This window comes from Paenibacillus sp. NPDC058898 (assembly GCF_049316025.1).
GTDB lineage: Bacteria > Bacillota > Bacilli > Paenibacillales > Paenibacillaceae > Paenibacillus_AQ.
On sequence record NZ_JBMOSM010000025.1, the window covers coordinates 1 to 15,407 of the forward strand.

The 15,407-nt window shown below is 48.1% G+C and carries 14 protein-coding genes and 1 other RNA gene; 1 reads left to right on the plus strand and 14 read right to left on the minus strand.

Annotated features, from left to right (window positions below):
- Positions 1-380: 380 nt before the first annotated feature.
- From ACOZB4_RS32545 to rpoE, 14 genes are all read right to left on the minus strand, one after another.
- Positions 381-650: a pro-sigmaK processing inhibitor BofA family protein gene (locus ACOZB4_RS32545; RefSeq protein ID WP_379415942.1), complete on the minus strand. Its 270-nt coding sequence runs from the start codon at positions 648-650 to the stop codon at positions 381-383.
- Positions 651-693: 43 nt separating this feature from the next.
- Positions 694-984, minus strand: coding sequence for a hypothetical protein (locus tag ACOZB4_RS32550; RefSeq protein ID WP_076326395.1), 291 nt, complete (start codon positions 982-984; stop codon positions 694-696).
- Positions 985-1,209: 225 nt separating this feature from the next.
- Entirely contained in the window at positions 1,210-1,809 is a 600-nt protein-coding gene (gene recR, locus ACOZB4_RS32555) for a recombination mediator RecR (RefSeq protein ID WP_071222338.1), read from the minus strand.
- Between the two features lie 25 nt (positions 1,810-1,834).
- Positions 1,835-2,146: a YbaB/EbfC family nucleoid-associated protein gene (locus ACOZB4_RS32560; RefSeq protein WP_009595540.1), complete on the minus strand. Its 312-nt coding sequence runs from the start codon at positions 2,144-2,146 to the stop codon at positions 1,835-1,837.
- Positions 2,147-2,186: 40 nt separating this feature from the next.
- Positions 2,187-3,899 (minus strand): DNA polymerase III subunit gamma/tau, encoded by a 1,713-nt coding sequence (dnaX, locus tag ACOZB4_RS32565; protein WP_379415946.1) that lies wholly within the window; start codon positions 3,897-3,899, stop codon positions 2,187-2,189.
- Positions 3,900-4,193: 294 nt separating this feature from the next.
- An RNA gene (gene ffs / locus ACOZB4_RS32570) (signal recognition particle sRNA large type) lies at positions 4,194-4,460 on the minus strand.
- Between the two features lie 118 nt (positions 4,461-4,578).
- Positions 4,579-4,776: a 50S ribosomal protein L31 gene (gene rpmE, locus ACOZB4_RS32575; RefSeq protein WP_006207505.1), complete on the minus strand. Its 198-nt coding sequence runs from the start codon at positions 4,774-4,776 to the stop codon at positions 4,579-4,581.
- Between the two features lie 178 nt (positions 4,777-4,954).
- On the minus strand, positions 4,955-6,232 hold the full coding sequence (locus ACOZB4_RS32580) for a radical SAM protein (RefSeq protein WP_379415949.1): 1,278 nt from the start codon (positions 6,230-6,232) through the stop codon (positions 4,955-4,957).
- Positions 6,233-6,264: 32 nt separating this feature from the next.
- On the minus strand, positions 6,265-7,593 hold the full coding sequence (gene rho, locus ACOZB4_RS32585; protein ID WP_071222335.1) for a transcription termination factor Rho: 1,329 nt from the start codon (positions 7,591-7,593) through the stop codon (positions 6,265-6,267).
- Positions 7,594-7,745: 152 nt separating this feature from the next.
- Entirely contained in the window at positions 7,746-9,005 is a 1,260-nt protein-coding gene (locus ACOZB4_RS32590) for a UDP-N-acetylglucosamine 1-carboxyvinyltransferase (protein WP_071222334.1), read from the minus strand.
- Positions 9,006-9,302: 297 nt separating this feature from the next.
- Positions 9,303-10,157, minus strand: coding sequence for a class II fructose-1,6-bisphosphate aldolase (gene fba / locus ACOZB4_RS32595; protein ID WP_076326392.1), 855 nt, complete (start codon positions 10,155-10,157; stop codon positions 9,303-9,305).
- Positions 10,158-10,331: 174 nt separating this feature from the next.
- Positions 10,332-10,724, minus strand: a complete 393-nt coding sequence (locus tag ACOZB4_RS32600; RefSeq protein ID WP_098741279.1) for a response regulator — start codon at positions 10,722-10,724, stop codon at positions 10,332-10,334.
- Between the two features lie 272 nt (positions 10,725-10,996).
- Positions 10,997-12,598, minus strand: coding sequence for a CTP synthase (locus ACOZB4_RS32605; RefSeq protein WP_071221150.1), 1,602 nt, complete (start codon positions 12,596-12,598; stop codon positions 10,997-10,999).
- Positions 12,599-13,239: 641 nt separating this feature from the next.
- Positions 13,240-13,806, minus strand: coding sequence for a DNA-directed RNA polymerase subunit delta (gene rpoE, locus ACOZB4_RS32610; protein WP_076326390.1), 567 nt, complete (start codon positions 13,804-13,806; stop codon positions 13,240-13,242).
- A 367-nt stretch (positions 13,807-14,173) separates the two neighbouring features.
- Between rpoE and ACOZB4_RS32615 the strand changes: the two genes are divergently transcribed.
- Positions 14,174-15,322 carry a S8 family peptidase gene (locus ACOZB4_RS32615; RefSeq protein ID WP_076326389.1) on the plus strand — a complete coding sequence of 383 codons (1,149 nt, stop codon included), beginning with the start codon at positions 14,174-14,176 and terminating at the stop codon, positions 15,320-15,322.
- The last annotated feature ends 85 nt before the right edge of the window (positions 15,323-15,407 follow it).

The following is a 15,407-nucleotide window of genomic DNA, read 5'->3' on the forward strand; positions in this document are numbered from 1 at the left end:
ACGCCGCCAGCGTTCGTCCTGAGCCAGGATCAAACTCTCCAATAAAGTGTTTGACTTGCTCATTTCTTAACTGACGAGAATTTGTTCAATTCTCTTTATGCTCCATCATCCAACAAACCAGGGCTTGCACATGATGATTTCGCAATGGATTTCACTAGTGAAATCCTTACTCACTCGTTGTTCAGTTTTCAAAGATCAATCATTTTTTTGTTTGTCATCCGCATCTCAGCGGCGACTTTTATAATATATCATACTAACTTGCTGTTGGTCAAGAAGTTTTTTTGATTATTTTTTCAACCAATTGTCTACCTGGCCGGTGAATCTCTATCACCCAGAATCAAACGGGCGAACATTAATGTATCATAGAATATAAGGCTGCGTCAACTACCTAATATCGTTATTTTTAATCCAACAAGAAGGGCCACGCCCGGCATGCCCAGAACCATGACGGTTCCTATGGTCATCGGGTTCAGTGGAATATACGTTTCGGCCGCCAATCCCGAGAAATTCACAACATAGATAGCCACTGCCGAGAGAGCAAGATGGGCACCGAATACGGTTAACCATCCCAGCCCGAGCTTATTTCTAAACACAACATAGATAAGCAGTAAGAGCGATATGCAAAGCGTGCCCAGAACAATCAATTTCATAGTTACCCTCCTTTAAGTCATTATGGATTCTCTCATCTTTCGGTTAGCCATTCTCTCTTTTTTGCTCGATATATTGCATCCTCGCTCCATCCAGATTGAGCTGCTTGGCCTGTTTGAGATTCATCTGGTATTTGCGCTCCGCTGCCTCCAGCATATAAATCGCATAATCAATCTGATCCTGCCCCGTAGCCTCTTGAAACAGCAAGTGCGCCCGCTCCCACTCCATCTGGGACCTCTGGACATCCAGGAATACGTGCCACATCCGTTCCTGATCCTCTGCCGTGATATACGTTTCCTCCTCTTGCTTCTTCGACTGCTTCCACCATATCTTCATCACGTTCACTCCCTATGAATATGAATGATTAACACTGCCCTTAATAAGACCGTCTGTAACATTCATATCGAGAGAGGGACAAACTTAGAACCAAAAGAACTCTTCCACCCTCTACTTTTGCACAATGTAATAAATAAAAAAACGAGCCATCAGAATCTCTTCCGATGCTCGTTCGCGTATATATGCTTTCAAATCTCAAATAGATGTTGCAGAAATCACAAAAAATCAGTTCAGTTCTCTTCGGCCCTCGAGTGCCTTGGATAAAGTCACTTCATCTGCATACTCCAAGTCACCCCCAACAGGCAGTCCATGGGCAATTCGGGTCACCTTAATGTCAAAAGGACGGACCAGACGCGATATGTACATCGCCGTTGCCTCTCCTTCGATATTGGCATTCGTGGCCAGAATCAGCTCTTTCACTCTCTCATCGCTAAGACGTGTCAGCAGCTCCTTCAGACGGATTTCATCCGGTCCGATCCCTTCCATCGGAGATATGGCTCCGTGGAGGACATGATAGTAACCATCGAATTCCTTCGTACGCTCCATCGCCACAAGATCCTTGGCATCCTGTACAACACAGATGGTCGAAGCATCCCGGGTCTTGTCCTGACATACCCGGCATGGATCCGTATCGGTGATGTTGCAGCAGACGGAGCAGTAGTGCAGATTCCTTTTGACACTGACTAGCGCTTTGGCAAAATCAATAACGTCATCTTCCTTCATGTTCAGAACATGAAAAGCCAGGCGGGCGGCCGTCTTCGGCCCCACACCCGGCAGTCGCGTAAAGGCGTCGATGAGCTTCGCGATCGGTTCAGGATAGTACAAATGTAACTACTCCTTCTAGGTTAGATTAGAACAAGCCCGGAATCTTCATGCCGCCTGTGAATTTGCCCATATCAGCATTTGCGATTTCTTCAGCCTTGGCAAGTGCATCGTTAACCGCAGTCAGTACCAGATCCTGCAGCATTTCCACATCATCCGGGTCAACTGCCTCAGGCTTGATGTTGATGGACAAAATTTGTTTATGTCCATTCGCTTCCACGGTAACCACGCCACCGCCGGAAGTTCCTTCAACGGTTTTCGTAGCGAGCTCTTCCTGAGCCTTCAGCATTTGCTCCTGCATCTTTTTCACTTGCTTCATCATTTGGTTCATATTATTCATGATTCATCTCTCCTTATAATAGGGTGCACGTAGGGACGTGCTAGTCTTTTATGACAACGAGGTCTTCTCCAAACAACTGGATCGCCTCATCAATCCATGGTTTCTCCCCACCGGCCTCCGCTTCTTCATGCTCAAGCTTAAGCTCCTCTGCCTGAGGCTTGCCCACTCCTTCTACCGCGTCACTCCAATCACGAAGCATCATGGTAACCAGATGATACGGCTTGCCAAGCGTGGACTCAAGAACCCCTTCAATCACCTGTTTGTTGGCAGGTTTCTCCGTGGTTTCGCGGTGGATGTTGTTTTTAAAAGCGACAAGGACCTTGTCTTCCCATACGGACACAGGTTCTCCATCCATCAGCCAAGCGTGGACCGTCACCTTCTCCTCTTTCACATTCTGCAGAATTTGGGCCCACTGTCGATGAACAGAAGTATAATCCTCCCCCGTTCGGCAAGATATATACTGATCCATATGCTGCGGGATCTTGGCTGATGAAGCTGCTTTCGGTGCCGGTGTACGGGTGGACTTGGCCGGTTCACGTTGACCAGATGCAGGAACACCGTTTTGTATCAGTCGCTCCAGCTTTTTCTCAAGTGAGGCTACATGCTGCTTCAGCTGAGCGAGCTCCCCCGCATCGGCTGTATTCTGAGCTCTGACCCCACCCGCTGATTGAGTTATACCGGAAAGCTTGAGCAATGCCACCTCAAACAGAGTCTGCGGCTGCGAAGCGTATTTCATCTCACTCTGATACCGGTTCAGCGTATCGATCATTTGAAATAGTTCGTCTCGGCTGAAGGCATTCGCCATCTCCTGAAACTCTGCCAGATTCAAAACCCGGTCGGTCAGCTTATCGGCGCTAGGAACCATCTTGATCATCAGCAAATCGCGGAAATAATACAGGAGATTCTCCATGCATTTATCTGCACTTTTTCCCTCCTGCATGAATTGCTCCACGATCTGCAGCACAAGTCCGGCATCCCCCTGTTTCACAGCACTGGCCAGACGGCCAAACTGCTCCGAGGCAATCCCGCCCGTCATGTCCATGACCTGCTGGTAAGATACCGTGCCTCCTGTGAAGGAGGCAATCTGATCCAGAATGCTCAGTGCATCCCGCATACCGCCATCCGATAGACGTGCGATATACTGCAGTGCTTCAGGCTCTGCCGTAATGCCTTCTTCTCCGCAAATCTGCTCCAGACGCCCGGTCTGTTCGTCCAAGGAAACCCTTCGGAAGTCAAACCGTTGACAGCGTGAGATGATCGTTGCCGGAAGCCTGTGGGGCTCTGTTGTCGCTAGTATAAACATCACGTGTGCCGGCGGTTCCTCCAGCGTTTTCAATAAGGCATTGAACGCTTCCGTCGTCAGCATGTGTACTTCATCGATAATATAAACCTTACGCCGCACCTCGGTCGGTGCGTATTTGACTTTCTCCCGCAAATCACGGATTTCTTCGACACCGCGGTTGGATGCAGCATCGATCTCCTGAACATCCATGACGGCTCCGGACGTTATACGCCGGCAGGCCTCGCATTCATTGCAGGGTTCCTCAGCCGGACCATGCTCGCAGTTCACGGCTTTGGCCAAAATTTTAGCGGCACTGGTCTTGCCCGTACCCCGTGGACCGCTGAACAGGTAGGCATGGGAAACCCGCTGCTCGCGAATGGCATTCTGCAGGGTCTGGATAATATGCTGCTGGCCCACCATGTCGCCGAACGACTGTGGTCGCCAAGCACGATATAACGCGATATGTTCCACTGTGCTTTACCCTCTTTCAACTTCCACTTCACGAGATCGAGAAAACCTTAAGTTTATACTAAACCCGATCCTCGCGTGCTTTACTGTTGCATTCATGGTCATTCCCAGCCAAAAAGGCGTGAGTTTAACGGTTATATTATACTACATTCTATACTACTTTCCCCTGCCTTAGCAAAACGTTTACTTGGAAAACTTTATCCAAAGTGCACATGAAGGATCAGCTTGAATGGATAGCCGTTTCGACAAAAAACACCCTTGCCAATATGGCAAAGGTGTTATGTGCAGATATGTATACCGTGCACCTGTTATTGATAATTGCGATCCGAGCGGCAATCCTGAGCAACAACTCGGGCTAGGCACCCCTCCGGCACAAAAGCGATCTTGCTTATGGCTGCTTCCTTCCGGACCTGACCAGGTTCACAAGTGCTCATTGCGGAGGACCCAACCGTCAACGTTGAGCGCAGGGACCAGCCTCACATCGACAATACCTCTAACAGGAATTCAACCTCGCTACAGCGGATTGCGAGTTACAGGGCACCGCTACCTCCCCGTCTAGCACGGCGAACTTTAGTATATCGCATGGCTATCAAAAAAGCAACCGACGGAAGAAGTTGCATACTCCACCAGCCCTGTAAACAGACAAAAACCCTTCGACCACAAGGGCGAAGGGTTTGTTTTATTAGATACCGTATTTCTTCTTGAATCTATCAACACGACCGCCAGCATCCAGGAATTTCTGTTTACCTGTGAAGAACGGATGACAGTTCGAGCAAATCTCTACACGAAGATCTGGTTTTACAGAACCTGTTTCAAACGTATTACCGCAAGCACAAGTAACTGTAGTAACGTGATATTTCGGTTGAATATCTTGTTTCATTGTAGCTTTCACCTCTTTCCGCCCTGAGCCTCATGCGGACCCAGAGTTATATGGACACATAAATGGAGTATATCACGTGCAAAATGAATGCGCAATAGCTCATACACAAATCATCAGACAAGTCCACAATTGGAATTTCAACCTGTTTTTAACACATCCGATGTTCAGTCCGGTTCTGTTAAATAATCGATGGTCTCTTCTTCGGTCTTGCCTGTCCTGCAGGCGGCACATGCGTATAGGAGCCAATCACCACATCTGGCAGCTCCTCCTGCATAATCTCAATCGCCTGCTTCATCCCCAGAATCTCGCCTTGTGCAGGCGGAATAAGCTCGAGATAGCTCTCAGGGTCAATGTTGAGATTGCGGAGCTGAATCAATTTGAGACCCGTGCGGCGGGCAAACTCAATCATGGCTTCCAGCTCTTCCTCGCGATCAGTTACGCCCGGGAAGATCAGATAGTTAATGGAAGTATATACACCTTGATCGGTTGCATAACGAAGAGATTTCTCCACATTGGCCAGCGTATAGCCCCTTGGCTTGTAGTATGCGTTATAATGATCATCCAATGCACTGATCGTGCTGACCCTCATCAGATCAAGACCCGCATCCACGATACCACGGATAAAATCAGTTAGTCCCGCATTGGTATTAATATTGATGTATCCCATATCCGTCTGTGCCCGAACTTCTCTCATGGCTTCTATAATGATCTTCGCCTGCGTGGAGGGTTCTCCCTCACAACCTTGGCCAAAGCTGATGATCGACTCCGGTGTCTTCAGATGCTCCAGCATGACCTGCACCAACTCATCCACTCTCGGACGGAAATTCATACGGGTCTGTGGCGAGACAAAGCCGCTGTCATCCGGCTGTTCCGAAATACAACCGAAGCAACCGGCATTGCAAGAGTACGATACAGGAACAGCGCCTTCCCAGCGATTCAGGAACGTATTGGAAGCCGTCAGACATTCATAACCTAATGCACAGTTAGACAGATGCTCATAGAGCCGATTCTCCGGATATTTCTCCTTCAGCGTCTTAACCCCAAGCTCAAGATCGTTCAGATCGCAGTTCACCGGGTTCCACTTCTCCGGGTCATCGGATAAACGCGCTGTTGTATAGAAAGCGCCATCCTTCCATACCACCGCCGAGTAACCAAATAGCGGCAGCTTATATTCCTTGTCCGACTTCACGTATCCTGGCAAGCACAACCGGGTATAGCCTTGCGGCAACAGCGCTCCGACAGCAGTGTACCCGTCCTCAAGCGGCATCATATCACCAGTCTCTGGATCCATTCCGATCGCTCGGGTGCTCGGTAGTCCGACCAATGTAGCCCCCTCTGGCAAAGGGATTAATTCATCATCCAATATCTCAACGATCATATCTCCGCTGCGGGCAAGCCCAAACAGATCAGAATGATCATATACATTCCCTTGCTCATCTGCATAAACCAAATACATGTTGATCTCCTATTCTCCGGTTGATTCAGGACTTAGCTCTGAGGGGCCGTCGCAGCCGATGCGCGCGATGGGCGTCTAGCTGTCTGGCTCTGAGTCCCGGTTCCGCTCCCGTTATTGGCATTCACATCAAATGATGCCAAGAACTCCGCGTTATTCTTGCTGTCACGCATTTTTTTGAGGAATCCTTCCACAAAGTCAGCAGAGTCGTTCATATTTTTACGGATCGCCCAAATGGTATCCAATTCATCCTTGTTCAGCAGCACCTCTTCACGCCGGGTACCGGAGCGACGAATGTCGATCGCCGGAAAAATACGGCGTTCCGCAAAGCGGCGGTCCAGATGCAGCTCCATGTTGCCTGTACCTTTAAATTCCTCATAAATAATATCATCCATCCGCGATCCGGTTTCAACCAAGGCTGTAGCCAGAATCGTCAAACTTCCGCCTTCCTCCACGTTACGCGCCGAACCGAAGAAACGTTTCGGACGATGGAATGCCGCAGGATCAATACCGCCGCTCAGCGTTCTGCCGGACGGAGGAATGACCAGGTTGTACGCACGGGCAAGACGGGTGATGCTGTCCAGCAATATAACAACGTCCTTCTTATGCTCCACCAACCGCAAGGCACGGGACAATACCAGTTCCGCCACTTTAATATGGTTCTCCGGAAGCTCGTCAAAAGTAGAAGCAACCACCTCGCCCTTAACGGAACGCTGCATATCCGTCACTTCTTCAGGCCGTTCATCGATGAGTAAAACAAACAGTTCAATCTCTGGATTGTTGGTTGAGATGCTGTTGGCGATTTCTTTTAAGAGGAGCGTTTTCCCTGCTTTTGGCGGTGCTACGATTAAACCGCGTTGTCCTAAACCTACAGGTGCAAGCAGATCCATAATTCGGGTTGACAACTGATTAGGGGATGTTTCAAGAACAAGCTTTTCTTGCGGATATAGAGGAGTCAAAGCTGGGAAGTGCAATCGTTCCGCTGCGACGGCAGGATTCTCACCATTCACGGCGTTGACCTGCAGCAGCCCGAAGTAACGTTCGTTCTCTTTAGGTGTCCGGCATTTGCCCGAAACCAAATCTCCGGTCCTTAAATCAAATTTACGAATCTGGGAGGCCGAAATGTAGATGTCCTCCGTGCTCGGCAAATAGTTGATCGGTCTAAGAAAACCGTAACCTTCCGGCAAAATCTCAAGTACGCCCTCCATGAACATCAAGCCGCTCTGTTCGGCCTGCGCCCGGAGAATGGCAAATATCAATTCTTTTTTCTTCAACTGGCCATAATAAGGGATCTGATACTTTTTGGCCAGCTTATACAGATCCGTCAGCTTCATGCCTTCCAAATCGGCTATTTGTAAATCCATTCAATAACCACCTATTCAATTATTTGTTTCTGTCACAGCAAGTCCTGCTGCATGTAGTCTATTATTCTATGAGAGCTTTACTAGGAGCATTACCCAAATCAGAGGGAGATATGCAGTTTTAACCACACATTCCCCTCGTTTTGGTAAAAAAATCATTCTTCCTCAGTCTCACGCCATACGTCGGCACCCAGCATACGCAGATTGGATACCAGATGGTCATAGCCGCGGTCAATGAATTCTACACCACTTACCTCCGTTACCCCTTCGGGTACGGTTAGTCCAGCAATGACAAGAGCCGCGCCTGCGCGCAGGTCGGTCGCCTTGACTTTGGCTGCGTTCAGCGGACCGCCTTCTATAATAGCAGAGCGTCCCTCCACGCGGATCTTGGCGCCCATGCGAACTAACTCCGGAACATGTTTAAATCGGTTACTATATACAAAATCACTAAGGACACTGACGCCTTCCGCTTGCGTAAGCAGGCTGGTCATCGGTGATTGCAAATCCGTTGCAAATCCAGGATATATAAGCGCTTTAACGTCCACATGCTGGTATCGATCCTTACCGATCACGCGAATGCTTTCGTCCAGCTCCTCAATACCAACACCCATCTCGATCAGCTTGGCCGTAAGGGCTTCAAGATGTTTCGGGATGACATTGTCAATCAGAACATCGCCGCGTGTAGCTGCGGCAGCAATCATATATGTACCGGCCTGAATCCGGTCTGGAATAATGGAATGTCGGCAGCCATGCATCTCGGTTACGCCTTCAATCCGTATCGTTTCCGTTCCGGCGCCCTTAATGACAGCTCCCATGGAATTCAAAAGTGTTGCAACATCTATAATTTCAGGCTCTTTCGCCGCATTTTCAATAATTGTGGAGCCTTTGGCCTTAGCAGCCGCCAGCATAATATTAATCGTTGCACCAACACTGCTCACATCCAGATAGATCTTCGCGCCCCGCAGCTCTTTGGCATGCAGATGAATCGAACCGTGTTCATTGGTGACGGTTGCGCCAAGCGCTTCAAAACCCTTGATGTGCTGATCGATGGGACGAGGTTCAAAATTACAGCCGCCCGGCAGGCCGATCACGGCTTCTTTAAATCTTCCAAGCATGGCGCCCATCATATAGTAGGACGCGCGCAGTTTCTTAACGGGTCCGTTAGGCATCGGAATAGATTTGATATCAGAAGGGTCAATTCTCATCTGATTGCCTTCCCATGAAACTTGCCCGCCCAATTCTTCCAAAATCTCAGCATATACAGCCACATCGCTGAGAAGCGGCAAATTATCAAGTACGACTTCCGATTCCGCCAGGATTGCGGCGGGAATTAACGCAATAGCACTGTTTTTGGCACCACTGATTGTTACAGTACCTCGCAGTGGGCGTCCACCGCTGATCATCAATTTTTCCATAAGCTTTCGGGTCCCCCTACATCACTTCGCAGCCGGAAATGGTTCTGATGGCCGTCATACAAGAAAAACATCTTATCGACGTTCCTAAAGGATGACAGACCGCATTTTGCGTTCTTTTTGTTCTCGATTATCCGGTTGTGAAGCTCACAACCCGCTGATACTTAATAAATGAAATGGAAAAACACCGGCTATGCGGTGTGCTCTCCATTTCATTGTATACTACAGCATAAGACAGCCTAAATATCTTAGGTGCTTCCAATCATCATGTTGTGGCCACTAGGACTACAAGCGACTTTATTAGGCTTGATTGTTGGAACCAAACTCACGGATTTTGCCAACCACAGTTTCCTTGATTGCCTCACGGCCTGGTTTCAGGAATGTGCGTGGATCGTAAGCTTCTGGTTTAGCAGCAAGCACTTCACGAACAACTTTAGAGAACGAAATTTGGTTCTCGGTGTTCACGTTGATTTTGGAAGTACCCAAGGAGATAGCTTTCTTGATGTCATGCGTCGGGATGCCTGTACCACCATGAAGCACCAACGGAAGTTTCACAGCATTGCGAATCTCTTCCATCTCTTTGAAACCAAGGTTTGGTTCGCCTTTGTAAGGACCATGAACAGAACCAAGCGCAGGTGCCAAAGTGTCGATGCCTGTTTCGTTCACGATGCGAACGCAATCGTCAAGCTTCGCGTACATTACATCACCGATGACGTCATCTTCTTGTCCACCGACCATGCCGACTTCAGCTTCAACGGAAACGCCTTTGGCATGAGCATACTCAACGACTTGTTTCGTTGTTGCAATATTCGTCTCAATCGGGCTGTGGGAATCATCGATCATAACCGAAGTGAATCCTGCATCGATTGCTTCTTTACATTTCTCAACACTTGAACCGTGGTCAAGGTGAATGGCAACAGGAACTGTCACTTTCAGGTCCTCCATCAAACCTTTTACCATGTGTACGACGGTGCTGAATCCACCCATATAACGAGCTGCGCCTTCGGAAACACCAAGAATTACTGGTGATTTCTCTTGCTCAGCCGCTTCAAGAATCGCATATGTCCACTCCAGGTTATTGATGTTGTATTGACCAACAGCATATTTACCTTCAAGTGCTTTGTTCAGCATGTCTGTCATTGATACTAATGGCATGGTTTCATCCTCCTATAGATGCTTAGTTTGTCTATGGTTTTTAGCCGATATAACACACGGACTTATTATACCACATCGCGTCATAAATACTAAACAAGCATTTCCTAAAATGCTGCGAAGGACCTCACATTCTGACAAAAAAAAGAATTCCGCCCTTTGAGCAGAATTCATCATTCAACCGATATTATTGGCGGTCCCTTTCAGCTGCATATTGACGGCTTGCCGCATCTCATCAATATCAAAGGGTTTGGTAAAATGCATCAACGCACCAAGATCGGTTGCTTCCTTGATCATGTCAAGCTCTCCATAGGCAGTCATCATGATCACCTTAATGTCCGGATTCATCTGTTTAATATGCTTCAAAATCTCAAGCCCGTCCATTCCAGGAATTTTCATATCCAGCAGCACCAAATCCGGGGCATGCATCTTCACAATTTCAAGTGCAGCCTTGCCATTCGCCGCTTGAAACGTCTCATATCCTTCACTGCTGAACACTTCTACAAGCAAGATGCGGATACCATTCTGGTCATCCACAATCAGCACTTTGTGTTTGCTTTCTTTGCTCATCCCTTCAACCTCCCCGATACTTAAATCGTACAATGAGTATATGCAAACTCGAAAGTTCCTAACTTTCCCATAAACCGACCATTATTTGTATTCGCTTGTAGATGTCGAATTCCTTCCTGTCCTAAAAAAACTAAGAAAAAAAGATGTATGAATTTGTTGTATCCAAAAGCGACAGCTCTGGACATCCGATCTGAACGTCAGCTTACCCTGTCCACAGTTATGACAACGGCTTTATACGCAAAAAAGAGCCTCTGCAAAAGAGGCTCTTCCCATTATGCCTGATGCTGGATCGAGGCTTTTACAAATTCACGGAACAGCGGCTGCGGACGGTTCGGACGGGACGTGAATTCCGGATGGAATTGCACAGCAAGGAACCAAGGGTGTCCTGGCAGCTCTACAATTTCTACCAGACGTCCATCCGGAGAAGTACCGGATATACGCAGGCCTGCTTTTTCAATATCTTCGCGGTATTGGTTGTTGAACTCATACCGGTGGCGATGTCTTTCATAAACCAGCTCGTCCTGGTAGCAGGACTCTGCAAGCGATCCTGGAACCAGCTTACATGGATACAGACCCAGGCGCATCGTTCCGCCAAGATCCTCAATATCCTTCTGCTCCGGCAGCAGGTCGATGACTGGATATTCGGTAGCCGGATCAATTTCCGAGCTGTTCGCGCCGTTCAGGCCGACAATCGAACGGGCATATTCAATAACGGACACTTGCATCCCAAGACAAATGCCGAAGAATGGAATATTGCGTTCGCGAGCATAACGAATCGCGCTGATCTTGCCTTCGATACCCCGATCTCCAAATCCACCCGGTACAAGAATACCGCCAATGCCACTCAACGCCTCTTCCACGTTGTCTGCCGTAATTTCTTCGGCATTCACCCAGCGGATCTTCACGTCGGCATTAGCATCAAAGCCTGCATGAGACAGGGATTCAACAACACTGAGGTAGGCATCGTGCAGTGCGACATACTTACCGACAATCGCAATCTCAACGGTCTTCTCCAGCTTGGATACACGCTCCACCAGATCCTCCCACTCGCTCATATCCGGCGCAGGGGTGGTCAATTTCAAATGATTGACAACAATTTCATCAAGGCCTTCTTCACGCAGATTCAGCGGTACCTCATACAGTGAGGAGGCATCGCGACATTCTACAACCGCGTTAGGGTCGATGTCGCAGAAGAGCGCGATTTTTGCTTTCATCTCGGTTGAAAGCTCATGCTCCGTACGGCACACGATAACATTCGGCTGAATGCCGATACTGCGGAGTTCTTTTACACTGTGCTGGGTCGGCTTCGTTTTCACTTCACCGGCTGCCTTAATATATGGAATGAGGGTTACATGAATATACATCACATTCTCACGGCCAACGTCACTCTTAATCTGACGAATAGCCTCAAGGAAAGGAAGGCTTTCGATATCGCCAACCGTACCGCCGATTTCGGTAATAACCACATCCGAACCCGCTTCACGGCCTGCACGGAACACACGCTCCTTGATTTCGTTCGTAATATGAGGGATTACCTGCACGGTACCGCCCAAATATTCTCCCCGACGTTCCTTGCTTATAACAGAAGAGTATACTTTCCCTGTTGTCACATTGCTGTTCTTCGACAGGTTAATATCGATGAAGCGCTCATAGTGTCCCAGGTCCAGGTCGGTTTCCGCGCCGTCGTCCGTAACGAATACTTCGCCATGCTGGTAAGGACTCATGGTGCCTGGATCTATATTAATGTACGGATCGAATTTCTGAATCGTTACCTTGAGCCCTCTGTTCTTAAGCAATCTACCGAGCGAAGCGGCGGTAATTCCCTTACCAAGAGATGACACGACCCCGCCTGTTACAAAAATATACTTTGTCACTGTTAAAAACCCTCCTATATAATCTCCATAACTTCAGGCGACATATGATGTTTATCCTAACCCGTTTTCCCCTGATTCATCAGAGGGACCAACAAAAAGCATCGCTCGCTTCCAAAAATGGTGAGCGAGCTGACCTCCGACCTATTACAAACCGCATATATTGACGCTTAAATGATCCTCATATCGAGCCGCTTAACCCGGCATACGTTATGAGGCTTCAAGACGAGCGGTTTCCATACCTCATCTTAAACAACTTGGAATATTCACTGCAAGAAACCATGAAAGTCCAGTCCACACAGGAAGGATGCTTCCACAGCCCAAAGAAAAAATGTCTATCGACAAACTTCCAGAAGACAGACCGCTTTTGATAAGGTAGTTCTCTAGCGTTATTAGGTCCAGAAGCTAGCGTCATTTACACTTTCTGAGCCTTAAAAACAAAAAAAGTGACCCCGAAAAAATAACGGGGCACTTTTATATTAAACATATTTAATCCACAATCATAAGCCCAAGCAATAGTTTACTCTGTGCCTTGTCTGCTTGTCAAGAGAAGAAGCAACCTCAAAATTGCCCAATTGGCTGACACTGTAAAACACAGTCATTATCAGCGCAGACAAGTCCTAAAGACCCTGCTGTATGACGGATTAATCCTTATCGTCTTCCTCAAAGGCTTCCTCTTCCAGATCATCTTCCTCTTCGGATTCCGAATCCTCGTCATCCAATTCGTCATCATCCAGAACAACCTCTTCGTCTACATCGTCCTCGGCATCGTCATCATCCGGGAAGAGATCATCGTGATCATCATCTTCGTCATCGATGCTGTCGAAATCCTCCTCGGCATCGTCACCGCTGTAAGTCTCCTCTTCATCGGTGAAGTCATCGTCATCATCATCTTCATCATTGATGATCCGCGGACGCTTGGCGTTCGCAATCGGATCTTCGGACTTCTCCAGCGGATACCAGCGCTTTAGTCCCCACAGATTCGTTCCTACACAAGCGAAACGTCCGTCTATATTGATCTCGGTATATAACTGGGCAATCGTTTCGTTAATTTCCTTTTCCGTAAAGCCACGAAGCTTGGCCACCTCATTCATAAGGTCACGGTAATAATACGGCGTATTCGCCGCCTTCAGAACCATAAAAGCCAGGTCAACCATTGGGATTTCCTGAATCTTCTCCGGATCGATCTTTAAATTGAGCGGATTACTCACTAACGCACACTTCCTCTCACACAATCTTCACGTTATACCCTCAACATATCCATTATCAAAACTAAGTAAAACCTATTTGGAAATAAAAATCAAGTTTTTATGCACCATTACCCATCAGATACCAAAAAGGAAAAAGACGGAGACAATTGTCCCCGTCTTCTGACTGTACCCGCCCCAAGGATCGACTCCTTACGGGATTAGATAAGAGAACCTTGATGTTCCCCTCATGTATCTTATGTTAGCCCTGCTGCTTTGACACGGTAAACAGGGCCTATTTCCCGGAAAAAGGGCAACATCCCATTCGGGCACTCTCCCCGGTTCATACAATACTGAAGCAACGGTTCATCGAGAAGGGAGATTGCCACATATGGATTACACCCGGATCATGCAATCACTACTTACAGAGACGAACCCTATGCGGAACGTCCGGGAAATGAACCGGCGGCTCCTTACGTTTCATGACCCTCAGCTGTACCAAGAATGTATCCGAGAATGGAATCGACTTGTCGGGAAAAGGCGTTTTCCGAGTTCAGTCAGCTGTTCGCCGGTTACCCAAACCATCATCGCTCCAGCTCCCCAAACCGCGAAGTTTGAAGCGGAGTTTCAGAATGAACTGATGGTTGAAGAGGATGACCGGGTTCATATCCAAGCCACACAAGGGACAATTGGAACGCTAACCGGAATCCCATGGGGTATCAAGCAAATTAAAGCCCCTCAAGCCTGGTCTATCTCGACAGGACACCGCGTGAAGATTGCCGTTATCGACACGGGGGTGGATTTCGCTCACCCCGATCTGAAGTATTCGCTGACTCGAGGGGTTAACCTCGTCCACCGAAACATACCGCCATATGATGACAATGGGCACGGAACACATATTTCGGGTACCATCGCTGCTGCGAACAGCACACAGGGAATGATTGGCGTTGCTCCAAGATCTGTAGTGTATCCAGTCAAAGCCTTTGATTATAACGGATCCGCCTTTGTGTCGGATATCATTCTGGCCATCGACTGGTGTGTACGAGCCGAGATCGATATCATTAATATGAGTTTCGGTATGCAGACCCGAAGCCGTACGTTGCTGGATATTGTAGGCAAGGCCAACCAAGCAGGCGTCATTATTGTTGCCTCCTCCGGCAATGACGGTAAACGCCGTACCGCGGACTATCCTGCCCGTTATCCTCAAACCATATCTGTCGGAGCTACCGACCGCAACCGGAAAATCCCTTCCTTTAGCAATCGTGGACAATTTGTCGATATTTATGCACCTGGAGATAAAATCGTGTCCGCGTGGCTGCAAGGAAAATACCACGAGATGAGTGGCACCTCCATGGCGACTTCACACGTCAGCGGAGCGATTGCCCTACTGCTTGCGCAAAAGCCTGACCTGAAAAAAACGGCTACCCTTAAGGCCCTGCTGCGACGCACCTCCTCTCCCCTAAAGCTCAAAAAAGGACACAGCGCCTCTGATGGAGAGGTAAATGCCTTGAAATTTTTGCGTGAGGGCATGAAATTATAAACTGATTCTTCAACAACTATAAAAGAATGTCCGTTTATAAATTAAAAACAGCCGTCTTTCCTCGGAAAGACGGCTGTTTTCACAT